The 19220-nt window shown below is 40.3% G+C and carries 17 protein-coding genes; 1 reads left to right on the forward strand and 16 read right to left on the reverse strand.

Annotated elements, in window-relative coordinates:
• Window positions 1-12 precede the first annotated feature (12 nt).
• From QM419_RS04665 to miaA, 9 genes are all read right to left on the reverse strand, one after another.
• On the reverse strand, window positions 13-1080 hold the full coding sequence (locus QM419_RS04665) for an ankyrin repeat domain-containing protein (protein WP_414259424.1): 1068 nt from the start codon (window positions 1078-1080) through the stop codon (window positions 13-15).
• Between the two features lie 19 nt (window positions 1081-1099).
• On the reverse strand, window positions 1100-2164 hold the full coding sequence (locus QM419_RS04670) for an ankyrin repeat domain-containing protein (protein ID WP_414274884.1): 1065 nt from the start codon (window positions 2162-2164) through the stop codon (window positions 1100-1102).
• Between the two features lie 2 nt (window positions 2165-2166).
• Window positions 2167-2604, reverse strand: coding sequence for a hypothetical protein (locus tag QM419_RS04675; RefSeq protein WP_414278036.1), 438 nt, complete (start codon window positions 2602-2604; stop codon window positions 2167-2169).
• Window positions 2605-2622: 18 nt separating this feature from the next.
• Complete coding sequence (locus QM419_RS04680) at window positions 2623-3192, reverse strand: SMI1/KNR4 family protein (RefSeq protein ID WP_414274886.1); 570 nt, start codon at window positions 3190-3192, stop codon at window positions 2623-2625.
• 202 nt (window positions 3193-3394) lie between these two features.
• Window positions 3395-4150: an SDR family NAD(P)-dependent oxidoreductase gene (locus QM419_RS04685; protein ID WP_414278037.1), complete on the reverse strand. Its 756-nt coding sequence runs from the start codon at window positions 4148-4150 to the stop codon at window positions 3395-3397.
• Window positions 4151-4170: 20 nt separating this feature from the next.
• Window positions 4171-5100, reverse strand: a complete 930-nt coding sequence (rnz, locus tag QM419_RS04690) for a ribonuclease Z (RefSeq protein WP_414259429.1) — start codon at window positions 5098-5100, stop codon at window positions 4171-4173.
• A gap of 14 nt (window positions 5101-5114) precedes the next feature.
• Window positions 5115-5738, reverse strand: a complete 624-nt coding sequence (locus QM419_RS04695; protein ID WP_414278038.1) for a cystathionine beta-lyase — start codon at window positions 5736-5738, stop codon at window positions 5115-5117.
• Window positions 5731-6969, reverse strand: coding sequence for a GTPase HflX (gene hflX / locus QM419_RS04700; protein WP_414278039.1), 1239 nt, complete (start codon window positions 6967-6969; stop codon window positions 5731-5733). Before hflX ends, QM419_RS04695 begins: the two co-directional genes overlap by 8 nt.
• The gene (miaA, locus tag QM419_RS04705; RefSeq protein WP_414278040.1) at window positions 6962-7846 is read right to left on the reverse strand and encodes a tRNA (adenosine(37)-N6)-dimethylallyltransferase MiaA; all 885 of its coding nucleotides are present in this window, start codon (window positions 7844-7846) and stop codon (window positions 6962-6964) included. Before miaA ends, hflX begins: the two co-directional genes overlap by 8 nt.
• A gap of 122 nt (window positions 7847-7968) precedes the next feature.
• Between miaA and QM419_RS04710 the strand changes: the two genes are divergently transcribed.
• On the forward strand, window positions 7969-8139 hold the full coding sequence (locus QM419_RS04710) for a DUF3042 family protein (RefSeq protein ID WP_001051780.1): 171 nt from the start codon (window positions 7969-7971) through the stop codon (window positions 8137-8139).
• A 43-nt stretch (window positions 8140-8182) separates the two neighbouring features.
• Here QM419_RS04710 and QM419_RS04715 read toward each other — a convergent pair whose 3' ends face one another.
• From QM419_RS04715 to QM419_RS04745, 7 genes are all read right to left on the reverse strand, one after another.
• Window positions 8183-9022, reverse strand: a complete 840-nt coding sequence (locus tag QM419_RS04715; RefSeq protein ID WP_225750584.1) for a thymidylate synthase — start codon at window positions 9020-9022, stop codon at window positions 8183-8185.
• A gap of 99 nt (window positions 9023-9121) precedes the next feature.
• Window positions 9122-10081 (reverse strand): ROK family glucokinase, encoded by a 960-nt coding sequence (locus QM419_RS04720; protein ID WP_414278042.1) that lies wholly within the window; start codon window positions 10079-10081, stop codon window positions 9122-9124.
• A 42-nt stretch (window positions 10082-10123) separates the two neighbouring features.
• The gene (locus QM419_RS04725) at window positions 10124-10747 is read right to left on the reverse strand and encodes an alpha/beta fold hydrolase (RefSeq protein WP_414278043.1); all 624 of its coding nucleotides are present in this window, start codon (window positions 10745-10747) and stop codon (window positions 10124-10126) included.
• Window positions 10748-12469, reverse strand: coding sequence for an aminodeoxychorismate synthase component I (pabB, locus tag QM419_RS04730; RefSeq protein WP_414278044.1), 1722 nt, complete (start codon window positions 12467-12469; stop codon window positions 10748-10750).
• A 72-nt stretch (window positions 12470-12541) separates the two neighbouring features.
• Window positions 12542-13657, reverse strand: coding sequence for a peptide-methionine (R)-S-oxide reductase MsrB (msrB, locus tag QM419_RS04735; RefSeq protein WP_414278045.1), 1116 nt, complete (start codon window positions 13655-13657; stop codon window positions 12542-12544).
• A gap of 9 nt (window positions 13658-13666) precedes the next feature.
• Complete coding sequence (locus QM419_RS04740; RefSeq protein WP_414278046.1) at window positions 13667-14227, reverse strand: redoxin family protein; 561 nt, start codon at window positions 14225-14227, stop codon at window positions 13667-13669.
• Window positions 14228-14385: 158 nt separating this feature from the next.
• A partial coding sequence (locus QM419_RS04745) for a ZmpA/ZmpB/ZmpC family metallo-endopeptidase (RefSeq protein ID WP_414278047.1) occupies window positions 14386-19220 on the reverse strand: 4835 nt, incomplete at its 5' end.

Below are 19220 nucleotides of genomic sequence, written 5' to 3' on the forward strand. Positions count from 1 at the left end.
TTTTGATTTCTCTTAATCTTCAAGAATTTCTTGTAAGTGTCTAGACATATTGCAGATAAATTCTTTAAAGCTACAAATATCACTTATAGTTTCGTGTTCCTCATCGTAAAAAGCTACTTTATTTGTCTTTGGATGCCAAATGATATAGATATGAGTATAATCTCCGGTTAACCGTGAAATACGGAGAAATTTTTTACGACCTTTTTTTAAGGGAATTGTTTGCATAAGAGGGAAAAACTCTATCCACTTAAAATCACAGTTAGTAAGTTCAAAATATAAGTCTTGACTCATGAGAAAATCGGTAAGTTCCCGAGGCAGTTTAAATGGTTTTAGTTCATCCAATTTATTGCGTAAATTATGAAATTCTACTGGCTCTAGTTTTTGAAAGTATTCTGCCATCTCTTGATCCCCCTTTTCGATAGCGATACTATAAGGTCTCATACCATCTTTTTCAGTGAGAGTCACGTCCGCCCCGTGCTCTACAAGGTATTTACACATATCTAGGTCAACATATCTTGCAGCTACACAGAGAGGCGTTGGCTTAAAGGGATAAACCGAGTCGGAGGCATTATAGTTTATATCAACTCCATTTTTAATAAAAAAATCTAGCACCTGATAATTTCTATCTGCAACGGCTCTCCTAAATGCTTTTCCACCATATTTTTCGACACTATGTCCTAATGCATGGATAATAGCTAGATTATCAAACTTATTTCCAAATAAGGCTTCTTGAAAGGCTTCCGACTTTACAGCATTTACACTATGAATCTTTGCTCCATGTTTCATAAGATACTTGATGAACGTACCATCACAATACCTGACAGCCAACAAAAATGAAGGGTTATTTTTTACATTTAAATGAGCCCCCTTTTCCACTAGCCATTTTAGGGAGTCAAAATTTCCTGTAATCAAGGATAAATCAATTGGGCTTAGAGAGGTATACTTGCTGATTTCTATTTCTTGGTCAATATCCCAACCACTTGCAAGATATTGGTCTAAGGCCAAGGTGTCTCCCTCTATGATGCCCTTAACAAGTTGTGGAACCGATTTAAATTCTCCAATATTTTTTAATGTAATCATTGTCAAACTCTTATTCTTTTTACCGATTATAACTTGGTTCTTTTAAGTCAATTGGTTTAGGATTTTGCTTTATCCAAGCAATAGCTAACTGACACAGGCGGTCTAGGCGAGGCTCGTCATCAAAATCTTTCCCATGAACTTGAGCAATAAGCTCTTTAGTCTCTTCCAATTCTTGATCTGAAAGAGGGATTCCTAGAGACAAGTATTGAGGCATAGCCTGAAGCATTTTTCTATAGTCCCTGTCCCAGTTGACCCCACCATTGCGATCCAGCTCATCTCGGACTCGACCTGGTATACGGATAACTTCTCCCTGAACAGTTTTGGCTGCTCCACTTGAAGGAATCAAGAAAGACCATAGTTCCTCATATTGCTCCTCCCAGCTACCTTCTTTTACGAGAATCGGAGAAACTCCATCGTGGGTTATTCGTTTGGCTACAGGCTTGACATCAAAGAGCTCATATAGTTTTGTTAATCCTTTATCTGCAGCCTCTACGTAGTCAGGATGGATACTTTCTCGATGAAATTCAAAATCCTTGCCGATTTGCTCAACTCTTTCCTTCATTTTAGAGGTTTTCTTAGCACCTGCTTCTAGTAACATAGAGGCAATTTCAGCAGTTTGGGCAATATAGATCCCCCGACAAACCATCAAGACTGAAGCTAGTGGAGTTCTTCCCATATCATTCTCTACATTGACATTTGCTCCCTTGTCAATTAAAAGTTTGACAGTCTTAGGATGGAAAAACTCAGCTGCCATATGTAGAGGGGTATCGCCATAGGTATTGGGCTTTTCAATGTCTGCCCCCAATTCACACAAGAGTTTTACTGTATCTCTCCCCAAGATTGCTTGACGGTATAAAGGAGTCGCTCCATAATAATCTGGGACATTTATATCTAGGCCCTTTTCTACCAGCCAGATTACCAATTCATCTGGTACTCCTCCCATATGCAGAGGTGTACATAAGCTAAATCTTCCATCATGAGCGGTTAATTCACAGCGATCATAGACTGCTTTCAGGGCTTCAATATTTCCTTCATCCATTAAATCCTTAAACTCTTTTGGTAATGTAACTCTTTTCTTTGCCATCTTTAGTTCCTTTCTTCTGATTCGGTATCTAGGACAAACCAATGAAGTTTGTCAACCGTTTTCAAAGTCATGACTTGTCCATCATAATCATTTTTCAACTCAAGACCGTTTTGCTCAATAGATATATGATTGTACCAGTGGTCTAGGCTGGCGTATTTCCCCATATGAATGTTGATGAGCATACTGGTTATCGGATCCCACGTTCCTTTCTTAACAGTTTCGGCTAAAAGGTAGTAAGCGTCTAAGAATATGAGATTTCTCCCATAGATCCAAAAAGGCAGTTCAAGCTCTAACAAGGGCAACTTGGCAGAAAAAATCTCATCCCCGTGCGGTGGCACGGTTTCATAATGAAATTCTATCTCACTGCCATAATAGGCAATCAAGGCTCCCTGACATCCAATATTTTGAGGAATTCCCTCCTCAGCTACTATAAATTCCATGACCTGCTCCTTCTATTTTCAATCATAAAATCCGACCACACTCTGCCAGAATATCAAACTGGACGCATGACATTTTCTAGTCATCAAGTGGATGAAGTCACTTTCACAACCCGTCCAAACTGCAGATTGAGCCGTTCCCATGGCTCTAACAAATGCTAGAAAATCTGGTGCCAGCCATATTTTTTCATCATAGGTCATCTCTGCATCAACAGCATAGACCGCCCCAGATTGACAATCCAGCAAAACAGTGTAGGGATCTCCATTTGCAATGATGATCAAGCTGCTTTCTTGTAGAGTTGAATAATCATGGTATTCCAAATTGCGATTGATTAGCCAAGTAAGACTAGTGCTGTCCCCATATCCAAATTGGTAACTTAAAAAACCTATCTGCCCCCAGTTATAGGCCAGAATATACTTCCTAAAAATCGGATCCAAATCTTGGATTTGAAGTTGGCTTTTCAAACGATCCAGTTCAGACACTGGCAAATCTGTTTTATTCAGGACAATCCCTTCTCTTATCTCAGGGTCCAGTCCTTGTGTTTCTTCTTGGGTAAGGGAAATGATTTGGTCAATTGTCAATAATTCCATTGTCGACCTCCGACTATACATAGAGCATTATCTAGGGTAAGCTAGCTGGTTTGGGACTTCATTTATCTAATGACCTTTCTTATCTCAATTATACTCCAAAACTATCAAATAAGGGAAAACTACCAGTATTTTCAGGGATTATTTTTGATGAATAGTCGCCCAAAGTTATAGAAAAAAACCATTCCTCAAGGGAACAGCTTCATCACTTATAATTAAAGGTCTCTCCAGCCAACTTATCCGCTAACTTGGGAAAGAGAGTATAAAACTTATAGGCTAGATTTAGCAAGACTGGGAGATTGAGTTCTCGTTTATTTTTTCCTATGGTCTTAACAATTTTTTTAGCTACTGCATCTGGCTCGAGTAGGAAACGGTCAACTGATTTTAGATAACTGCCGTCTGGGTCAGCCTGGTCGAAAAACCCTGTACGGATAGGACCGGGATTAACCGTCGTCACATAGACACCATAGGGCATGAGCTCAAGGCGAAGAGAATTTGAAAAACCGATGGCCGCAAACTTGGTCGCAGAGTATAGACTAGACTTGCCAGTTGCTATCAAACCTGCCATGCTGACGATATTGATGATATGGCCTTTTCGGATTTCCTTCATACGAGAAGCAACCAAACGAGACAGATTCATCAAAGCAAAGGTGTTAACCTCAAACATCTGATGAATATCTTGATTAGAAATCTTATCGAAATCCTCAAAAATCCCATATCCTGCGTTATTCATCAAAACATCAATCTTTCCATAGCGCTGGTAGAGTTCAGCTACTAAGTCTTCTAGGGCTTGAGCATCGGTAATGTCCATCTCGACCAATTCTGCATGTGGATGATTCCCGTATAGCTGAACTAGTTTTTCCTTATTTCTGCCGAGTAAGATGAGTTGGTCATCTGGTAAGAGTTTGACCATTTCTTGGGCTAGACCTCCGCTAGCTCCTGTTATGAGAACAGTACGCATACTTTTCCTTTCTCAATCTTCTAGATTTCCACTTCTTCCAAATCTTTAACTACATGGACATTTTCAAAAATTGTTGCCGCATCTTTTTTTAGCTGGCTGATATCTTTTGAAAGAAAACGGGCGCTGATATGGTTGAGTAAGAGTCGTTTGGCTCCTGCTTCTGTTGCAACCTGCGCAGCTTGCATATTGGTTGAGTGACCATGATTGCGGGCGATTTTCTCATCACCCTTGCCATAAGTTGATTCATGGACAAGAACATCTGCATTGACAGCTAGACGCACACTGGCATTGGTCTTTCTAGTATCACCTAAAATGGTAATAATCTTACCAGGGCGTGGTGCTGAGATATAGTCTGCTGCATTGATCTCAGTGCCGTCTTCTAGGATGACATCCTGTCCGTTTTTAATTTTTCCAAAGAGTGGGCCAAATGGGACACCAGCAGCCTTTAGTTTCTCAGCATCCAAGGTTCCTTCAAGGTCCTTTTGCATGATACGATAACCAACACAGAAAATAGTATGATCCAACTCCTCCGCATACACCGTGAATTTATCAGTTTCGAGAATTTTCCCTAGGGAATCCTGGTCAAACTCATGAAAATGAATACGGTAAGGCAAACGAGAACCCGATACACGAAGGCTGGTCAAGACAAAAGATTTAATGCCTTGGGGACCATAGATTTCCAAATCTGTTTGCTCTTCATTGGCTTGAAAGGCACGACTAGAAAGAAAACCTGGCAAACCAAAGATATGGTCTCCGTGCAAGTGGGTGATAAAGATTTTGCTGACCTTCCGTGGTCGAATCGTAGTTTCCAGAATGCGATTTTGCGTTCCTTCTCCACAGTCAAAGAGCCAAACTTCGTTAATCTCGTCCAAGAGTTTCAGGGCAAGGCTTGAAACGTTGCGGGCTTTAGAGGGCTGACCAGCCCCCGTTCCTAAAAATTGAATATCCATTCGATACTTTCTAATTAATCAATATATAACATAGCGGTGCGGTTTTCTGAGCGATAATAGAACTTCCCAGAGAAAGATTTAGCTTCTTGTAGCAAATCCTCTTGACTATAGCCTTTGAGACGTTTACGACCATCTGCTAAGTTTTCCAAGTCAGTTAAAGCTGTTAAGCTTTCTACACTAACTATTTCCTCATCCCCGACAGCCTTCATGTAAATTTTTCCAGACTCCTCAAAAACTAGCTGATGGGGAAAAATTTGCGCAATCTCAAAAAGTAACTCATCCGTAATTGCTTCCTCGTTCTCTGAGAAAACCCTTCCCAGTCCTTCACTCTCGTAGCAAAATCCAAAGGATTTACCAGATAGGTTAAGGCGAATAAAAGGCTTATTCTCTATGGTAAAACTTGGCTCAGCATTGTAGAGGTTCAGTTCTTGGCTGACTTCTGCAAAATAATCGGTCGCAGCCTCTGGGCTCTTTTTCTGGTAGAGCTCGGCAAAGTAGGCATTCACTACGCTAGGTGGAGGTGTAATGAGAGCTAGTTGCTCCTCTTCAGACCTACCAGCTAAAAGTTGGTCCAGATAGACCTTGTCTAGACTTGTATAGCCACCATACTTGAGAGCTAATGTTTTGATATCAGTCATAAAATTCCTCTAATCTCCATTTGTTTCTATCTGCAATGTAGCCAGTGATGACCTCACAGTCATCTTGGTAGTCACGCTCTTCTAGAATCGCAACACTTTCCAAATCATGAATCTTATAAGACTTAGAAAAAGACACGCGCAAAGTAAAGGGTTCAAAAATTTCCTTAATCTTATCTAGCAATAAAGCCTGCAACTGTTCTCGACTATCCTTGGACTTTGCCGAAATCAAGGCATAAGGCGTTTGAGTCGGCGTAAAGTCTTCCACCAAATCTGCTTTATTATAAAGGGTCAAGTGAGGAATATCCTCCATGTCCAAGTCTTTCATGATAGAGAGGACTGTTTTTTCATGTTCCTCATGATAAGGATTGCTGGCATCGATGACATGGACCAGGAGATCTACATGCTTGCTTTCTTCTAGGGTTGATTTAAAACTCGACACCAACTCTGTCGGTAGGTCTTGGATAAATCCAACGGTATCTGTCAAGGTTACCTGTAGATTGCCCCCCAGATGGATGCTCTTAGTCGTCGCATCCAAAGTCGCAAATAATTCATCTGCTTCATACTGGGTCTTGCTGGTCAAGGTGTTCATAATAGTTGACTTCCCAGCATTGGTGTAACCAATCAAACCAATCTTAAAGGTACTTGACTCCAAGCGTTTTTCTCGAACTGTCGCTCGATTTTTCTCAACTACCTTGAGTTGACGTTCGATATCTGTAATCTGATTTCGAACGCTACGACGGTTAAGCTCCAGCTGACTCTCACCTGGACCACGGGAACCAATTCCCCCTGCCTGACGGCTGAGCATAATCCCCTGACCAACCAAACGAGGCAAGAGGTATTTGAGCTGAGCTAGATGCACTTGTAGCTTACCTTCATGGCTTCGAGCTCTCATGGCAAAGATGTCCAAAATCAACTGCATGCGGTCAATGACCTTGACACCTAAGACTTCCTCTAAATTAACATTTTGTCGAGGTGTCAGACGGTTATTGACGATGACAGTCGTGATTTCCTCTGCGTCCACCATTTGAGCTATTTCTTCTAACTTACCAGAACCGACGAAGGTCTTGGAGTCATATTTTTCACGTTTTTGTCTGTAGCTATCGACTACGACTGCACCAGCCGTCTTAGCCAGACTAGCCAGTTCTTCCATGGAGAGGTCAAAATTATCCATACCCTGGAGTTCAACACCAATGAGCAGGACTCGCTCCTCTTTTTTCGCCGTTTCAATCATTTAAAAACTCCTCAATCTGGTTTAGAATACGCTCTTTTTCACCAGATTCTCCTATCTGATAAAAGGTCACCTGAATGCGATTACGGAACCAGGTTAGCTGGCGCTTGGCAAAACGGCGTGTCGCCTGTTTGAGACTCTCGCTAGCCTCCTCCAAACTTTGCTCACCTCGAAAATAAGGAAATAGTTCCTTGTAGCCAATGCCTTTAGCAGCCTGCACGTCTGGATAATGCTCAAACAGCCACTTAGCTTCATCCAATAATCCAGCCTCAAACATCAAGTCAACACGATGGTTAATCCGTTCATATAATTGACTGCGCTCATCATCCAAGCAAATAATTAGTGCTTCATAAGGGCTATCCTGATTTTTCAAGTCTTGGCCAAAATGATCTATTTCCAAGGCACGCATGGCACGACGACGATTAAACTGGGAAACTTCAAGACCTGCTTGCTCTAGGAGTTGGGCTAACTCTTCATCTGAAAAAGGCTCTAGACTAGCACGATAAGCTAAAATGTCCTCATGTGGTGTCTCTCCACCTAAATGATATCCTTCTAGCAGACTTTGGATATAAAGTCCTGTCCCACCAGCAATAATAGCAAGTTTACCACGACTTTGAATATCCTCGATGGCTGCCTTGGCTTCTGAAACAAAATCAAAAGCCGAGTAGGACTCGGTTACATCTCTCACATCGATTAAATGATGAGGGACAGTTGCCTGCTCCTCCGAACTAGCCTTGGCCGTTCCAATATCTAGGCCTCGGTAGACTTGTTGGCTATCTCCACTAACTACTTCACCATTAAATCTCTTAGCAACTTCAATGGCTAGGGCAGTCTTTCCAACAGCTGTTGGGCCAATAATCACAATTATTTTGCTTTTCATCGTTTTTCCTTGAAAAATTCCCATTTTTTCGTTACTATTATTATATCACAAAATGGACAGGCAGAAAAATGCTATTTCTTGAGCTATTTCCGTCTGATTTATAAATAAAAGGAGGAAGACTCATGGCTAAAGGATTTGCTAAAGGTCTCGTAACAGGTGTTGCAGGAACTGTTGCTGCTGTTGCAGGTGCAGTATACGCATTCAAAAAGAAAGTGATTGAACCAGAAGAACAAAAAGCAGCTTTCATCGAAGAAAACCGTAAAAAAGCAGCTCGCCGTCGCGTATCACGTTAATAAACAAAAAAGAAGTTGGTTTTTCCAACTTCTTTTTATGTTCTTAAATAGCTAGGTCAAACTTCAACTGAGGTTTCACTGGATCATAATCAACCAACTCAAAATCTTCTGCTTTAATATCAAAAAAGTTAGTCTTATCTGGTACATTCAAGACCAAGCGTGGTTGGCAGTTTGAAGGCTCACGACGGAGCAATTCCTGAGCTTGTTCAAATTGATTATCATAGATATGAAGGTTATTGATAAAGTAGAAAAATTTTCCAACCTTCCAACCAAAGTGTTTAGCAATCATCATTTGAAGAGCCACATACTGCATAGCATTGATGTGATGAGCTACCAGCATATCATTAGAACGCTGAGTCAAAGTTGCATCCAGATAAATTTCCCCATCTACACGACGGACATCAAACATGGTTTGAAAGGCACAAGGAAGAAGGCCATCTGTTTCTTCAAAAGCTTGATAATCCCAAAGTGAGATGATATTGCGACGGTTCCAAGGATTGGCTTCCAACTGTTTGAGAATTTTATTGATGATGTCGTGCTTCTTAACCACAGCCCCATAACGCTCCCCAATAGTACCAGTGTCTCCCACTTCCCAATCATTCCAGTAGTGAACATTGTACTTGTCATTGAGAACTTCTAGGCTATTTGATTGATCTTGGTAAATCCAAAGCACTTCTTTAATAGCCGATTTGATAGCGATAGGACGCAAGGTCGTGATTGGAAATTCACCCTTGGATAAATCATACTCTGCAAAAGCACCTGTGATGTACTTGGAATTAGCCACTGTTCCATCCTTATACTTGGGACGAGCTTGTTCTGAAAAGACACCTTCATTGAGAATTCGTTCAATGTTTTCTTTAAAAATCTTATCTGCTTTTGTCATTTACTCTCTCCTCAACGTTTATTCTTAACTAGTATAGCATAAAAAAAGAAAGGAGGAAAATCACTCGCTTCAAGAAAGTGATTTTCTCCTTTTTATTTCTTATTGCAATACAAGAGATGCTGCCCCAATAACTCCAGCGTCATTTCCTAGAGTCGCAAGAGCCAATTTAGTTGTTGTGCGAACTTGTGGGAAGGTATTTTCATCGTAAACCTTTTGCACGCCTTGAAGAAGGAAGTCTCCTGCAGCTGATACCCCTCCACCGATAACGATAGTTGATGGGTTTAGGATAGAACCGATGTTGGCACATGCAATACCCAAGTAACGTGAGAAGTTACGGTAAACGATCAAGGCAAGATCATCCCCTTCTTTTGCCAAGTCAAAGACCGTTTTAGCAGTTACTTCTTCACCGTCATCAATCAAGCGTTTTAAGGCTGCATCACCTTCATACTCATCTGCATAACGACGAGTCAAGTTGACAATACCTGTTGCTGAAGCTACTGTCTCAAGACAGCCTTTTTTACCACAAGTACATGCGATTGGTTGGTCAAAGTCAACTGTGATGTGTCCAAGTTCACCTGCAGCACCTGCGACACCGTGCAGCAATTTACCTTCTGCCACGATACCGCCACCAACACCTGTACCAAGTGTCATAAAGACAACGTCTGGTTGGTTTTCACCAGCACCCATCCAACGCTCACCAAGAGCGGCTACGTTGGCGTCATTGTCGATAAAGAATGGAATACCCAAGGCTTTTTCCATTTTTTCTTTGATTGGTTGAAGAGTTTTCCAGTTGAGGTTATAGGCACCGATAACAGTTCCTTTTTCACGGTCAACCACACCAGGTGAACCCATACCAATTCCACGAAAATCTTCAGCAGATAATCCAAGTAAGCCCAAACGGTGTTGAATCGATTCAATCATATCGTCTACGATATGGCTTCCTTCATCCAAAATGTTAGTCTTGATAGACCATTTTTCTTGGATTTCTCCTTCTTGCGTTAAAATAGCGAACTTGATAGAAGTTCCACCAAGGTCAATCCCAATAATCTTTTGACTCATATTATTCTCCTTTATGATAATATCAACTTCCATATTATTTTATCAAACTTGTTTCAGCAATTCAAGAAAACTTCTAGTTATTTCTGCAAACTCTTTTGGTTTGGCCCTATTCAGAACATGAGGTCCATCAAGAATAATCTGAATCTGAGAATTTGGAATCAGTTGTTGCAGACCTTTCATAGACTTTAGATTAGGCTTATCCTGACTACCACAGATTAACAAAGTTGGATATGAACAATTCTTTGCAATCTCTCTTAAATCAAGTGTTTTTAATTCTTCAGATACTCCAACTAAAAGCGATTTGTCTGCTCCCTGCTTCTCAAATATCCTTTTTGGGAGTAGTTTAAATATCAGAGATTGAATATAAAAAGGGATGTTTCCCGCTAATTTCAATGGACAACCTGATAAAACCAAGGCCTGAAGATTTGGCAGATCGTAACTTGACAATTCTAATGCAAGTGCAGCCCCTAAAGACAAACCGACTAGGACAAAAGGTTCTGTCTCCTCTGATAAGTGCTGATAAATGCATTCTTTGGCTTCTTGATAAGTCCCAACTCCAGTAGGAAATAACTCTATGGCTTCAGAAGGATAATCTGTCAGCAAATTCTGAACTTCTTTCCAACTATCTGCCGACTGTCCCAAACCGTGTAAAAATATAAGTTTCATTTAGTGCTCCTTTACTGACAACTCATACAAGCCCCTTACTGCATTACAGCCGTAGATGACTTCTGCTCGCTTCAAATCTTCTATGGTCAAGACCTTCTCTTCTACCTGCCCGCTTTCAAGTAGATGCTGGCGATAAATTCCAGGTAAAAGACCAAGGGTGCTAGGTGGGGTATAGAGTTTGCCATCCATTTTTAAGACTAGATTCCCAATAGAGGTTTCAAGCAATTTTCCATCAGCAGTATAATAAATAATTTCATTCTCTCCCATTGTCAAATGCGGTCGGTGTGTCGTCTTAAAATAGGTAAAGGCCTGCTGCAAATCAGCCTCCTGCAGACAAAGTTTTACCTGACAGAAATTAGGACTAAGTGGTGTTAATACTTGTCGTTCGATTTCAATTGCTCCAGATTTGCTGAGACTGATTCGCAAACGATAGTCTTGGTGGAGGTCACAAACCTGACATTCCTTCTCTATTTCTTCTATCAAACCAGCTTCATCAAATGGAAAGGCAAAGTAACGACTAGCCTTTTGTAGTCTTTCTAGATGTTGCTTTTCAAAAAGTAATTTCTTCTGGATAATTTTCCCTGTAGTAATTAGTTGAAAACGAGGCTGTTTTCGGTAAAGAACAGCCGCCTTTTGCTGGACTTCACGGTATTCTGACTCCCAATTACTATCCCAAGTAATGCCTCCACCGACACCATAGATAGCTTGGCCCTTGTAGAGTTGTATGGTTCGAATAGCCACATTAAAAATCCGTCGCCCATTGGGAAGTAAGAGTCCTAGCGTCCCACAGTAAACTCCACGCGGTTGTAGTTCCAAGTTCTTGATAATTTTCATGGTCGCTATCTTGGGTGCTCCTGTGATGGAGCCACATGGAAATAGAGAACGGAAGATTTCTACTAGATCAACATCCGATTGCAACTGACTCTTGATGGTCGAAGTCATCTGCCAAACCGTTGAATACTGCTCCACCTGGCATAAACGTTCCACGTGCTCACTTCCCACTTCAGAAATACGGTTCATATCATTGCGCAAGAGATCCACAATCATCATATTTTCTGAGCGATTTTTGGGATCCTGCTCCAACCAAGCGGCCTCTTTCAAGTCTTCATCATCAGTCAGACCACGTTTAGTCGTCCCCTTCATAGGACGAGTCGTCAACTCACGGCCGTTTTGTTCAAAAAAGAGTTCTGGACTCATGGAAATCACTGCCATGTCGTCATGTTCAACATAGGCATTATAGCCTGCTTCCTGTTCCACCACCATGCGATTGTAGATAGTAAAAGGATTGGCACTTAAATGCTGTTTGAGTTGAACAGTAAAATTGACCTGATAGGTATCGCCTTGTCTTAAATGATGATGAATTTGGGCAATAGCCTTTTCATAGTTCTCTGCAGATGTTACTTCCTGCCAGTTTGACGGCAAATCCACCTTCTCATAAGTCAGAGGTATGCTGGATTTTTCTACACTATCATGGACTGTGAAGTAAAGCAAATACTCTCCCAGTAAAGGAGCCTTGTGAACTGCTAATTTTTTCTCAAAAGCAGGTGCAGCCTCATAGCTAACATAACCAACCACATAAAAGCCTTGCTCTTGGTAGCTTTCTACTTGTGCCAGTAAGTCTTTCACTTCTGCTAAATCTCTCGTTTTTAACTCTTTGATAGGCTTAGTAAAGGTGTATCGCTCACCCAAAGCCCTAAAATCAATCACTGTTTTTCTATGCATATCCTAAGTATACCATAAAAACCAGACCCCAAACAGGAGATCTGGCTTTTTAACTAATATGGTTGAGAAAACTTACTCAACATAATCTAACAAATAACCATAACCCTTTTCTTCCATTTGATCCTTTGGAACAAAACGGATAGACAGGCTATTAATACAATAGCGAAGTCCCCCCTTGTCCTGAGGCCCGTCTGTAAAGACATGTCCTAAGTGGGAATCACCAGTTCGGCTTCTGACTTCTGTTCTGACCATATTATATGACTTGTCTTCCTTATAGATCGCAACATCTGGACTGATAGGCTGGGTAAAGCTAGGCCAACCACAACCCGATTCAAATTTATCTTTCGAAGAAAAGAGGGGTTCGCCAGTCGCTACATCCACATATATACCTGCTTCGAATTTATCCCAGTAACGATTAGAAAAGGCACGTTCTGTTTGACCGTTTTGAGTCACAGCATACTCCTCTGGAGAAAGGAGTTTTTTCAATTCATCGTCACTTGGTTTTGGATATTTACTCGCATCAATAACAGGATAGGCTGCTTGATTGACATTGATATGGCAATAGCCGTTAGGATTTTTCTGGAGATAGTCTTGGTGGTAGTCCTCAGCCACGATAAAATTTCTTAAAGCTTCCTTTTCAACCGCTAGAGGCTGGTCGTATTTCTGAGCAACTTGATCAAAGACTTGATTGATGACTTCTAAATCTTTCTCATCTGTATAATAGACACCGGTTCGATACTGGGTTCCCACATCATTTCCCTGTTTATTTTTACTGGTTGGATTGATAATACGGAAATAATGGAGCAAGATTTCTTTTAAGGAGATTTGATTGGCATCATAGGTCACATGAACAGTCTCAGCATGTCCGGTTTGGCCGATCAATTCATACTGGGTTGTTTCTCCTCTACCATTTGCATAGCCAGAAACGGCATCTGTCACACCTGCTACTCGTGAAAAATACTCTTCAACTCCCCAGAAACAGCCTCCCGCTAGGTAGATTTCATGTAGGTCAGCATCTTTATCTGGCTCAGTATTTTTCTTAGCATGTTTCCCCTGACTAACTGCTGCCTTCTCAATTTGAGAGGTATCAGTGTAGCTAGCGCTTCTTTTTTCCCAAAGAAATAAAACTCCTAAAATAAGAAAAATGATGATTCCTATGAATACAATTATTTTTAATTTATCATTCATGATGAGCCTCTAATCTATGCTTTTTAGCGTCTGTAAAATAGTTTCTTTGTCCATAAAACCTGGCTGGGTCTTAACTAGTTTGCCTTCTTTATCAATAAAGACCTGAGTTGGATAAGAACGGACTCCGTAACTTTCCAAAAGATTACCTGAAGAATCTAGAAGGACAGGTAGATTTTTATAGTCCAAACCTTGATACCATTTTTTGAAGGACTCTTCAGCTTGCTCACCTTTTTGAGCAGGAGAAACCACTGTCAAGATGACATAGTCATCACTTGCTTCTTTTGCAAGTTCATCTGTATCAGGGAGGCTGGCTAGACAAATAGAGCACCAAGATGCCCAAAATTTGAGATAGATTTTTTTGCCTTTGTAATCAGATAAACGGTAGATTTTCCCATCAACTCCCCTTAGTTCAAAGTCTGCAACCGCTTCTCCTTTTTTTGCAGTTTGAGAGCTAACTTGCGCTTGTTTGTCTTCATTTTGCTTATCAGCCTCGCTCGTCGTCTGATTTTTACAAGCCGATAGACAAACCAGACTAGTGCAGACCAATATAGTTGCTTGCCATTTTTTCATTTTCATCACCTTTCTCGCTCATCATATGAATATAGATATTGTATTATAGCTCTATTATATACCTATCACCCTAAAAATACTTGAAATCTGTTTGGAAAATAAGGCATCTTTTGGGACACAAAAAACTCCCACCTGCTTAGCAGGTGAGAGTCGATTGATTATTTAAAGATAGAAGTTTTAAAGCTATCTGTTTGTTGAAGAAGTTTCTTAAAGAGTTTTTCTTTAAGTGATACGGTGTTGTCAAATTTGACAGAGCCCTTACTTAGAGTAGCCTTATCTTTATCAACTGCTTCAGCAAATGCTTGTTTTAAGTCTTCATAAGAGTTGTAAGTTGTACCATCGATTTCAATTGATTGAATTCCATGTTTGGCACTTGTCACAACTTCATTGAAGTAAGCTTTCTTCCAATCTTCAAGATTATTGAATTTTCCATCAGAAATCTTGTTAATGATGAAGTCATCACCTAGAGTATCTTTACCAGCTTTCTTAGATTCAGCTTTTAGCATGTTAGAAGCATAGTTTAGGAAGCCTTTTTCGTAGCCATAGTAACCCCAGATTCTGAAAGTATTGTGTTTGAAGGACATTGCTCCAGGAGCACCTTCACTAGTATTTCCACCATAGATACCAGACATCATTGGAACAGTGACATAAGCAGAATCAAAGTCAGATGGATTATAAACCCTGTTACCTGGGCCACGGTTTGTCATGAAGTTGTTAGTTACTAGATCATCTACTGTACGTAATGGAATAGCCTTTTCCTCATCACTCAAAGGACGTACCTTATCGAATTGATTCTTGGTATTATTTCCTCGGTATTGTTTGTCTACTTTCTTGAACCAAGCGTTGTTTAAATCTTGATTTGCTTTATTGAGGACAGCTTCTCCTTCAAGATAATCCAGAAGCATGAGCGTATCATTATAGCCCTTCATGTAACGATCAATTTCGTCACGTGATTTAAGGTCATTTGGATTAGTGTTATACCATTGATTTCCATCGTTTGGACGTTCATAAGCCATGTTGAGACCTAGGGCTTTGTACTCACCATTTGGATTTGATACTGACGGAGTTTGTAACATTCCTTGGGCAAATGCTTCAAGATCTGTTCCTTCACGGTGTCTTGAGCCACCTAGGTAAACCATTCGGTCATTTACGTGAGTTGTTTCATGAGTAAAGGCAGACACCCCAAAATCACTAATCATGTCCGTCACCATAAAGAAGACCGAATCATCCTTATATGGATTCGCATAAACGCGAGCCACAGCTCCCATACGCCAATCAGTCGCATGGTAACGGTCGGTCGGACCATACAATTCACGGATAGGTGCCACATCTTTACCACCATTTGTATGACCATAACGGTCGGTACTGATACCTTTATAGTTTTGGTTATCAAGTACAGGTGTTGGAACCATGTTATTACTCTTCAAGAGTTGATTACGGACTTTATCTAAAGATAGACGTGACCAGAAATCCAGGTAATTCTGTTGACCTTTCGCAACCTTGTCAATTTCAGCTTTGAAGGCATTGCGTTCTGCTTCCGTGTTCTTACCATATTTCTCAAAGGAACTATAGGCCATAGTATTGTAAGTTGAAATCAAGAACATATGGGCATCTTTTAAATTCAAGAGTGGCAAGATCATTTTACCGTGAACATCATTGTTTAATCCCTCATAGGCTCTGTGTTTAGCAGACGCGAAAGCTGGATTGGTCGTCTCAGGCTCCACAATATAGACATTGTCTTTGGTTGCTTTGATAAACCAATCATTCAAGTCTGTATCTTTTGTGAAGAGTTCCATGTTATATTTGAGGAAGTCATTTAAATTGCCTGATAGAGTATGTTTAGCAACTACTTCACGGAAGGCATCATGTGTGCGAGTTCCTTTGACATAGTCTTCTTTTGAACCAATTTCAATCAAACGGTCTAATACATTGACGTTCTTACCATAGAAGTCTGGCTTGAACAACATGAGTTGCTTGATATTGAAATCATCAAACTTCACTCCGTAATAACGGTTAAGGTAAGATAGGCCAAGGAGAACCGCTGCCTTGTTGTCATCAATTTTCTTGATCAAAGCACGCTTAGCAGCCTCATCTGTGTTTAATTGATGATCTTCATTTTCAACCAACTGCTTGACAAATTTAGTAAGATTATCCTTGACTTCTTTGAAGGTTTCTTCAAGATAAAGGTTCTTAATCGCATTGACCTTGTTTGGACCAGTTCTACCAAGGTGTGTGTAGATTGGGTCAGATTGTAATTCCACTGGACTCAATTTTTCAACAATAGCATTGATGAGATCACTACGGTCTTTGTCAACCATGTTTGGAGTATAAACAACTTCACCAAGTTCTGCAATACCGTACTCTTTCACTTGTTTGACTTTAGAGTCTTTTGGCGTAATGCTGAAGACATCTTTTGTCTTATCTGCATAGTGGATCATAATATGATCAGCATCAGCTAATTCCGTCACAAAGGTATTGCCCTTCATGGCAGTGACAGACAATACTTCTTTAGTCAGGAGAGGACTTCCGGCAGCAAGTTTATTACCTTGGTCTACAATCCACTCTTTATTATAGAAAGGTTGAAGTTTTGCGATATTACGGTAAGCTAGCTCCCGAGTCGCATCATAACTATCAATTGCTTTGTATTGATCGTCTTTGTTAAGACTATTATTAAGCTTGTCTTCAATAGGTTTGCTGCTGGTAAATTTATCAGCAGTGATTCCCATCGCTTCAATTTTCTGCTCAGCTTCTGCCAGTGAGATACTTGGAATTTTACGTGAATTGTTAAAGGATTTCTTACCTTCACTCACGCCATCAACACTATAATTACGTTTGGTTCTTGAATAGGTGAAGTAATCGTCAGCATCAATATCTGAGTGACCAAATACCATCTCACCTGTTTTGACTTTCATCATAGTGATGTTGTCTTCAATAGTACCCAAGGCCCAGTTGGTACCCAGCAATCCACCAGATTGAACAGCTTCTTTCAGTTCGATAGAACCTTTAGCAACTGAATTTCTAAGGACACCTTCTTTACCGACCGTGTAGTTGTTAGCACCATTTTGAGATGAATAAACTAAACCTGCAGCTTTTGCTTTATTACCAGTAATTTCAGCATCAACGTAGGCTTTTTCAACGATACCCTTCCAGTTTTCACCAAGAACACCAGCTAAATAACCTCCTCTACTACCAGCAGCGTGAAGTTTACCGATAAAGGCGACATTACTTACTTTTCCACTACCATCAATTTTATTGATAATACCAGCTACATCATTATTACCGACAACACTTCCTGTTACTTTGACATTTTCGATAGTCGCATTGTTTTTGATGACATTAGCAATTGGAGCTACTCGATCAACTCCGGACATATCAATGTTGACATTTTCTAGTATGAGATCCTTAACTGAACCACCTTCAATGTTTCCAAATAATGGTTTAGTGATATTATGAATAGCAAATTTATTACCTTCAGTACTTCCCAACGAACCTTTAAAGGCATTGGTTACATAAGATTTGCCAGCAGCTGGTACATTATTAGCATTCATATTGCTACCAAGCTTGAATGTACCAGTCGGATTAGCTTGCATAGCTTTTACAAGTTCATTAAAGTCGTAGTAAACATCACCTTCATGAGCTTTAGGTTTAGGTAAATAGTGTATATACTCTTCAGTGAAACGATTCTCTGCAGTACGTTGAATCAAATCTGGTGCTTTAGCAGTTACTTTGTAAAGTTTATTTCCATCTACAGTAACTTCTTCGATTTTATCAACAGCTAGTTTCGTAACCTTGTTATCGTAAGTGGTAACTTTTAAGTAGTAAGGCTTAACATTCGATGGTTTCTCGGACAAGAGACTACTATCGGTCTCATTTCCTTGGTCATCTACACTGATTAAGCTTGTTTCCTTAATATTTTTGACTTCAACTTTTTTAAGGTCGATTCTCAATGGTTCTTCCTTAAGAACTTCTTCCTCGTCACCATTGCCACGATCATACACCATGGTCGTCGCAAGTGTATAATCCTTGTAATAATCTAAATCAGCTAAAGCTGTCGCAAGATTTGACTCTGAAAGACTAAAGGTCTTAATAACTTGATCGCCTTTTTTCAATACTGCTTGAATAGACTTAATCGTTACACCATCTGGTTTTTTAAGGCTATAAGTGGCTTTTGCACTTCGATTCAATTCTTCTGTATCAACTTTAGTTAATGTTAGAGTAGGTTTTTCTAATTCCTTAGTACCTTTTTTGATAATGTGGTCTTGTGCCTGTTCAAGAACTTCTTCTGAAACAGTAGGTGCATCTGCAGTTTTCACACCCTTGATAGTCTTGTAAACTTTGGTAATTTTCTTCTTACCATTCTTACCTACCTGAGCAACTGTTTCAGTTCCCTTGAGTAAACTCGAATCTTGTTCCATTATCGTTTTAAAAGGAACTTCTTCAACAGAAACTTCTTCGGTTTGGCCTTCAATTGGTTTGGTTCCGAGACTGATTTTTTCAGCTACAGGAGCTTTAACAGTCTCTGTAGTTGTACTTATAGGCTCACCGACTTTTTCGCCATTAACCGTTTTGTAGACACGATGAATGAGTTGACTACCAGTTTCACCCTTTTGAACAACACTTTCTTCATCAGTATAGCGATTAGCATCCGATAGGTATTCTGTAGTGTATGGAATTGTAACAGTTTCTGTTTCAGTCACAGTTGATTCTGTCACACTGTATTCTGGCAAGCTAGGTTGAATAAGAGGTTCACCTACGTGGCCCTCTTCTTGAGTTCCTTTGGCTGTTACTTCGCCTGTATATTCTGGAAGTTCTGGCTGAATAAGAGATTCACCCACATGACCTTCCTCTTGAGTACCCTTGGCTGTCACTTCGCCTGTATATTCTGGAAGTTCTGGCTGAATAAGAGATTCACCCACATGACCTTCCTCTTGAGTACCCTTGGCTGTCACTTCGCCTGTATATTCTGGAAGTTCAGGTTGGATTGGAGATTCGC

Origin of the sequence: Streptococcus infantis, from assembly GCF_047464715.1 — a bacterium.
GTDB classification, from domain to species: Bacteria; Bacillota; Bacilli; order Lactobacillales; family Streptococcaceae; genus Streptococcus; species Streptococcus infantis_S.

What these genes read in the sequence shown, in the direction of transcription:
- pabB (WP_414278044.1), bottom strand. Translation starts at nt 12,469, where the DNA reads ATGCATAGAAAAACAGTGATTGATTTTAGGGCTTTGGGTGAGCGATAC.
- rnz (WP_414259429.1), bottom strand. Translation starts at nt 5,100, where the DNA reads ATGGATATTCAATTTTTAGGAACGGGGGCTGGTCAGCCCTCTAAAGCC.
- QM419_RS04685 (WP_414278037.1), bottom strand. Translation starts at nt 4,150, where the DNA reads ATGCGTACTGTTCTCATAACAGGAGCTAGCGGAGGTCTAGCCCAAGAA.
- QM419_RS04740 (WP_414278046.1), bottom strand. Translation starts at nt 14,227, where the DNA reads ATGAAAAAATGGCAAGCAACTATATTGGTCTGCACTAGTCTGGTTTGT.
- QM419_RS04720 (WP_414278042.1), bottom strand. Translation starts at nt 10,081, where the DNA reads ATGAGTCAAAAGATTATTGGGATTGACCTTGGTGGAACTTCTATCAAG.
- QM419_RS04715 (WP_225750584.1), bottom strand. Translation starts at nt 9,022, where the DNA reads ATGACAAAAGCAGATAAGATTTTTAAAGAAAACATTGAACGAATTCTC.
- QM419_RS04710 (WP_001051780.1), top strand. Translation starts at nt 7,969, where the DNA reads ATGGCTAAAGGATTTGCTAAAGGTCTCGTAACAGGTGTTGCAGGAACT.
- miaA (WP_414278040.1), bottom strand. Translation starts at nt 7,846, where the DNA reads ATGAAAAGCAAAATAATTGTGATTATTGGCCCAACAGCTGTTGGAAAG.
- hflX (WP_414278039.1), bottom strand. Translation starts at nt 6,969, where the DNA reads ATGATTGAAACGGCGAAAAAAGAGGAGCGAGTCCTGCTCATTGGTGTT.
- QM419_RS04695 (WP_414278038.1), bottom strand. Translation starts at nt 5,738, where the DNA reads ATGACTGATATCAAAACATTAGCTCTCAAGTATGGTGGCTATACAAGT.
- QM419_RS04675 (WP_414278036.1), bottom strand. Translation starts at nt 2,604, where the DNA reads ATGGAATTTATAGTAGCTGAGGAGGGAATTCCTCAAAATATTGGATGT.
- msrB (WP_414278045.1), bottom strand. Translation starts at nt 13,657, where the DNA reads ATGAATGATAAATTAAAAATAATTGTATTCATAGGAATCATCATTTTT.
- QM419_RS04725 (WP_414278043.1), bottom strand. Translation starts at nt 10,747, where the DNA reads ATGAAACTTATATTTTTACACGGTTTGGGACAGTCGGCAGATAGTTGG.
- QM419_RS04670 (WP_414274884.1), bottom strand. Translation starts at nt 2,164, where the DNA reads ATGGCAAAGAAAAGAGTTACATTACCAAAAGAGTTTAAGGATTTAATG.
- QM419_RS04665 (WP_414259424.1), bottom strand. Translation starts at nt 1,080, where the DNA reads ATGATTACATTAAAAAATATTGGAGAATTTAAATCGGTTCCACAACTT.
- QM419_RS04680 (WP_414274886.1), bottom strand. Translation starts at nt 3,192, where the DNA reads ATGGAATTATTGACAATTGACCAAATCATTTCCCTTACCCAAGAAGAA.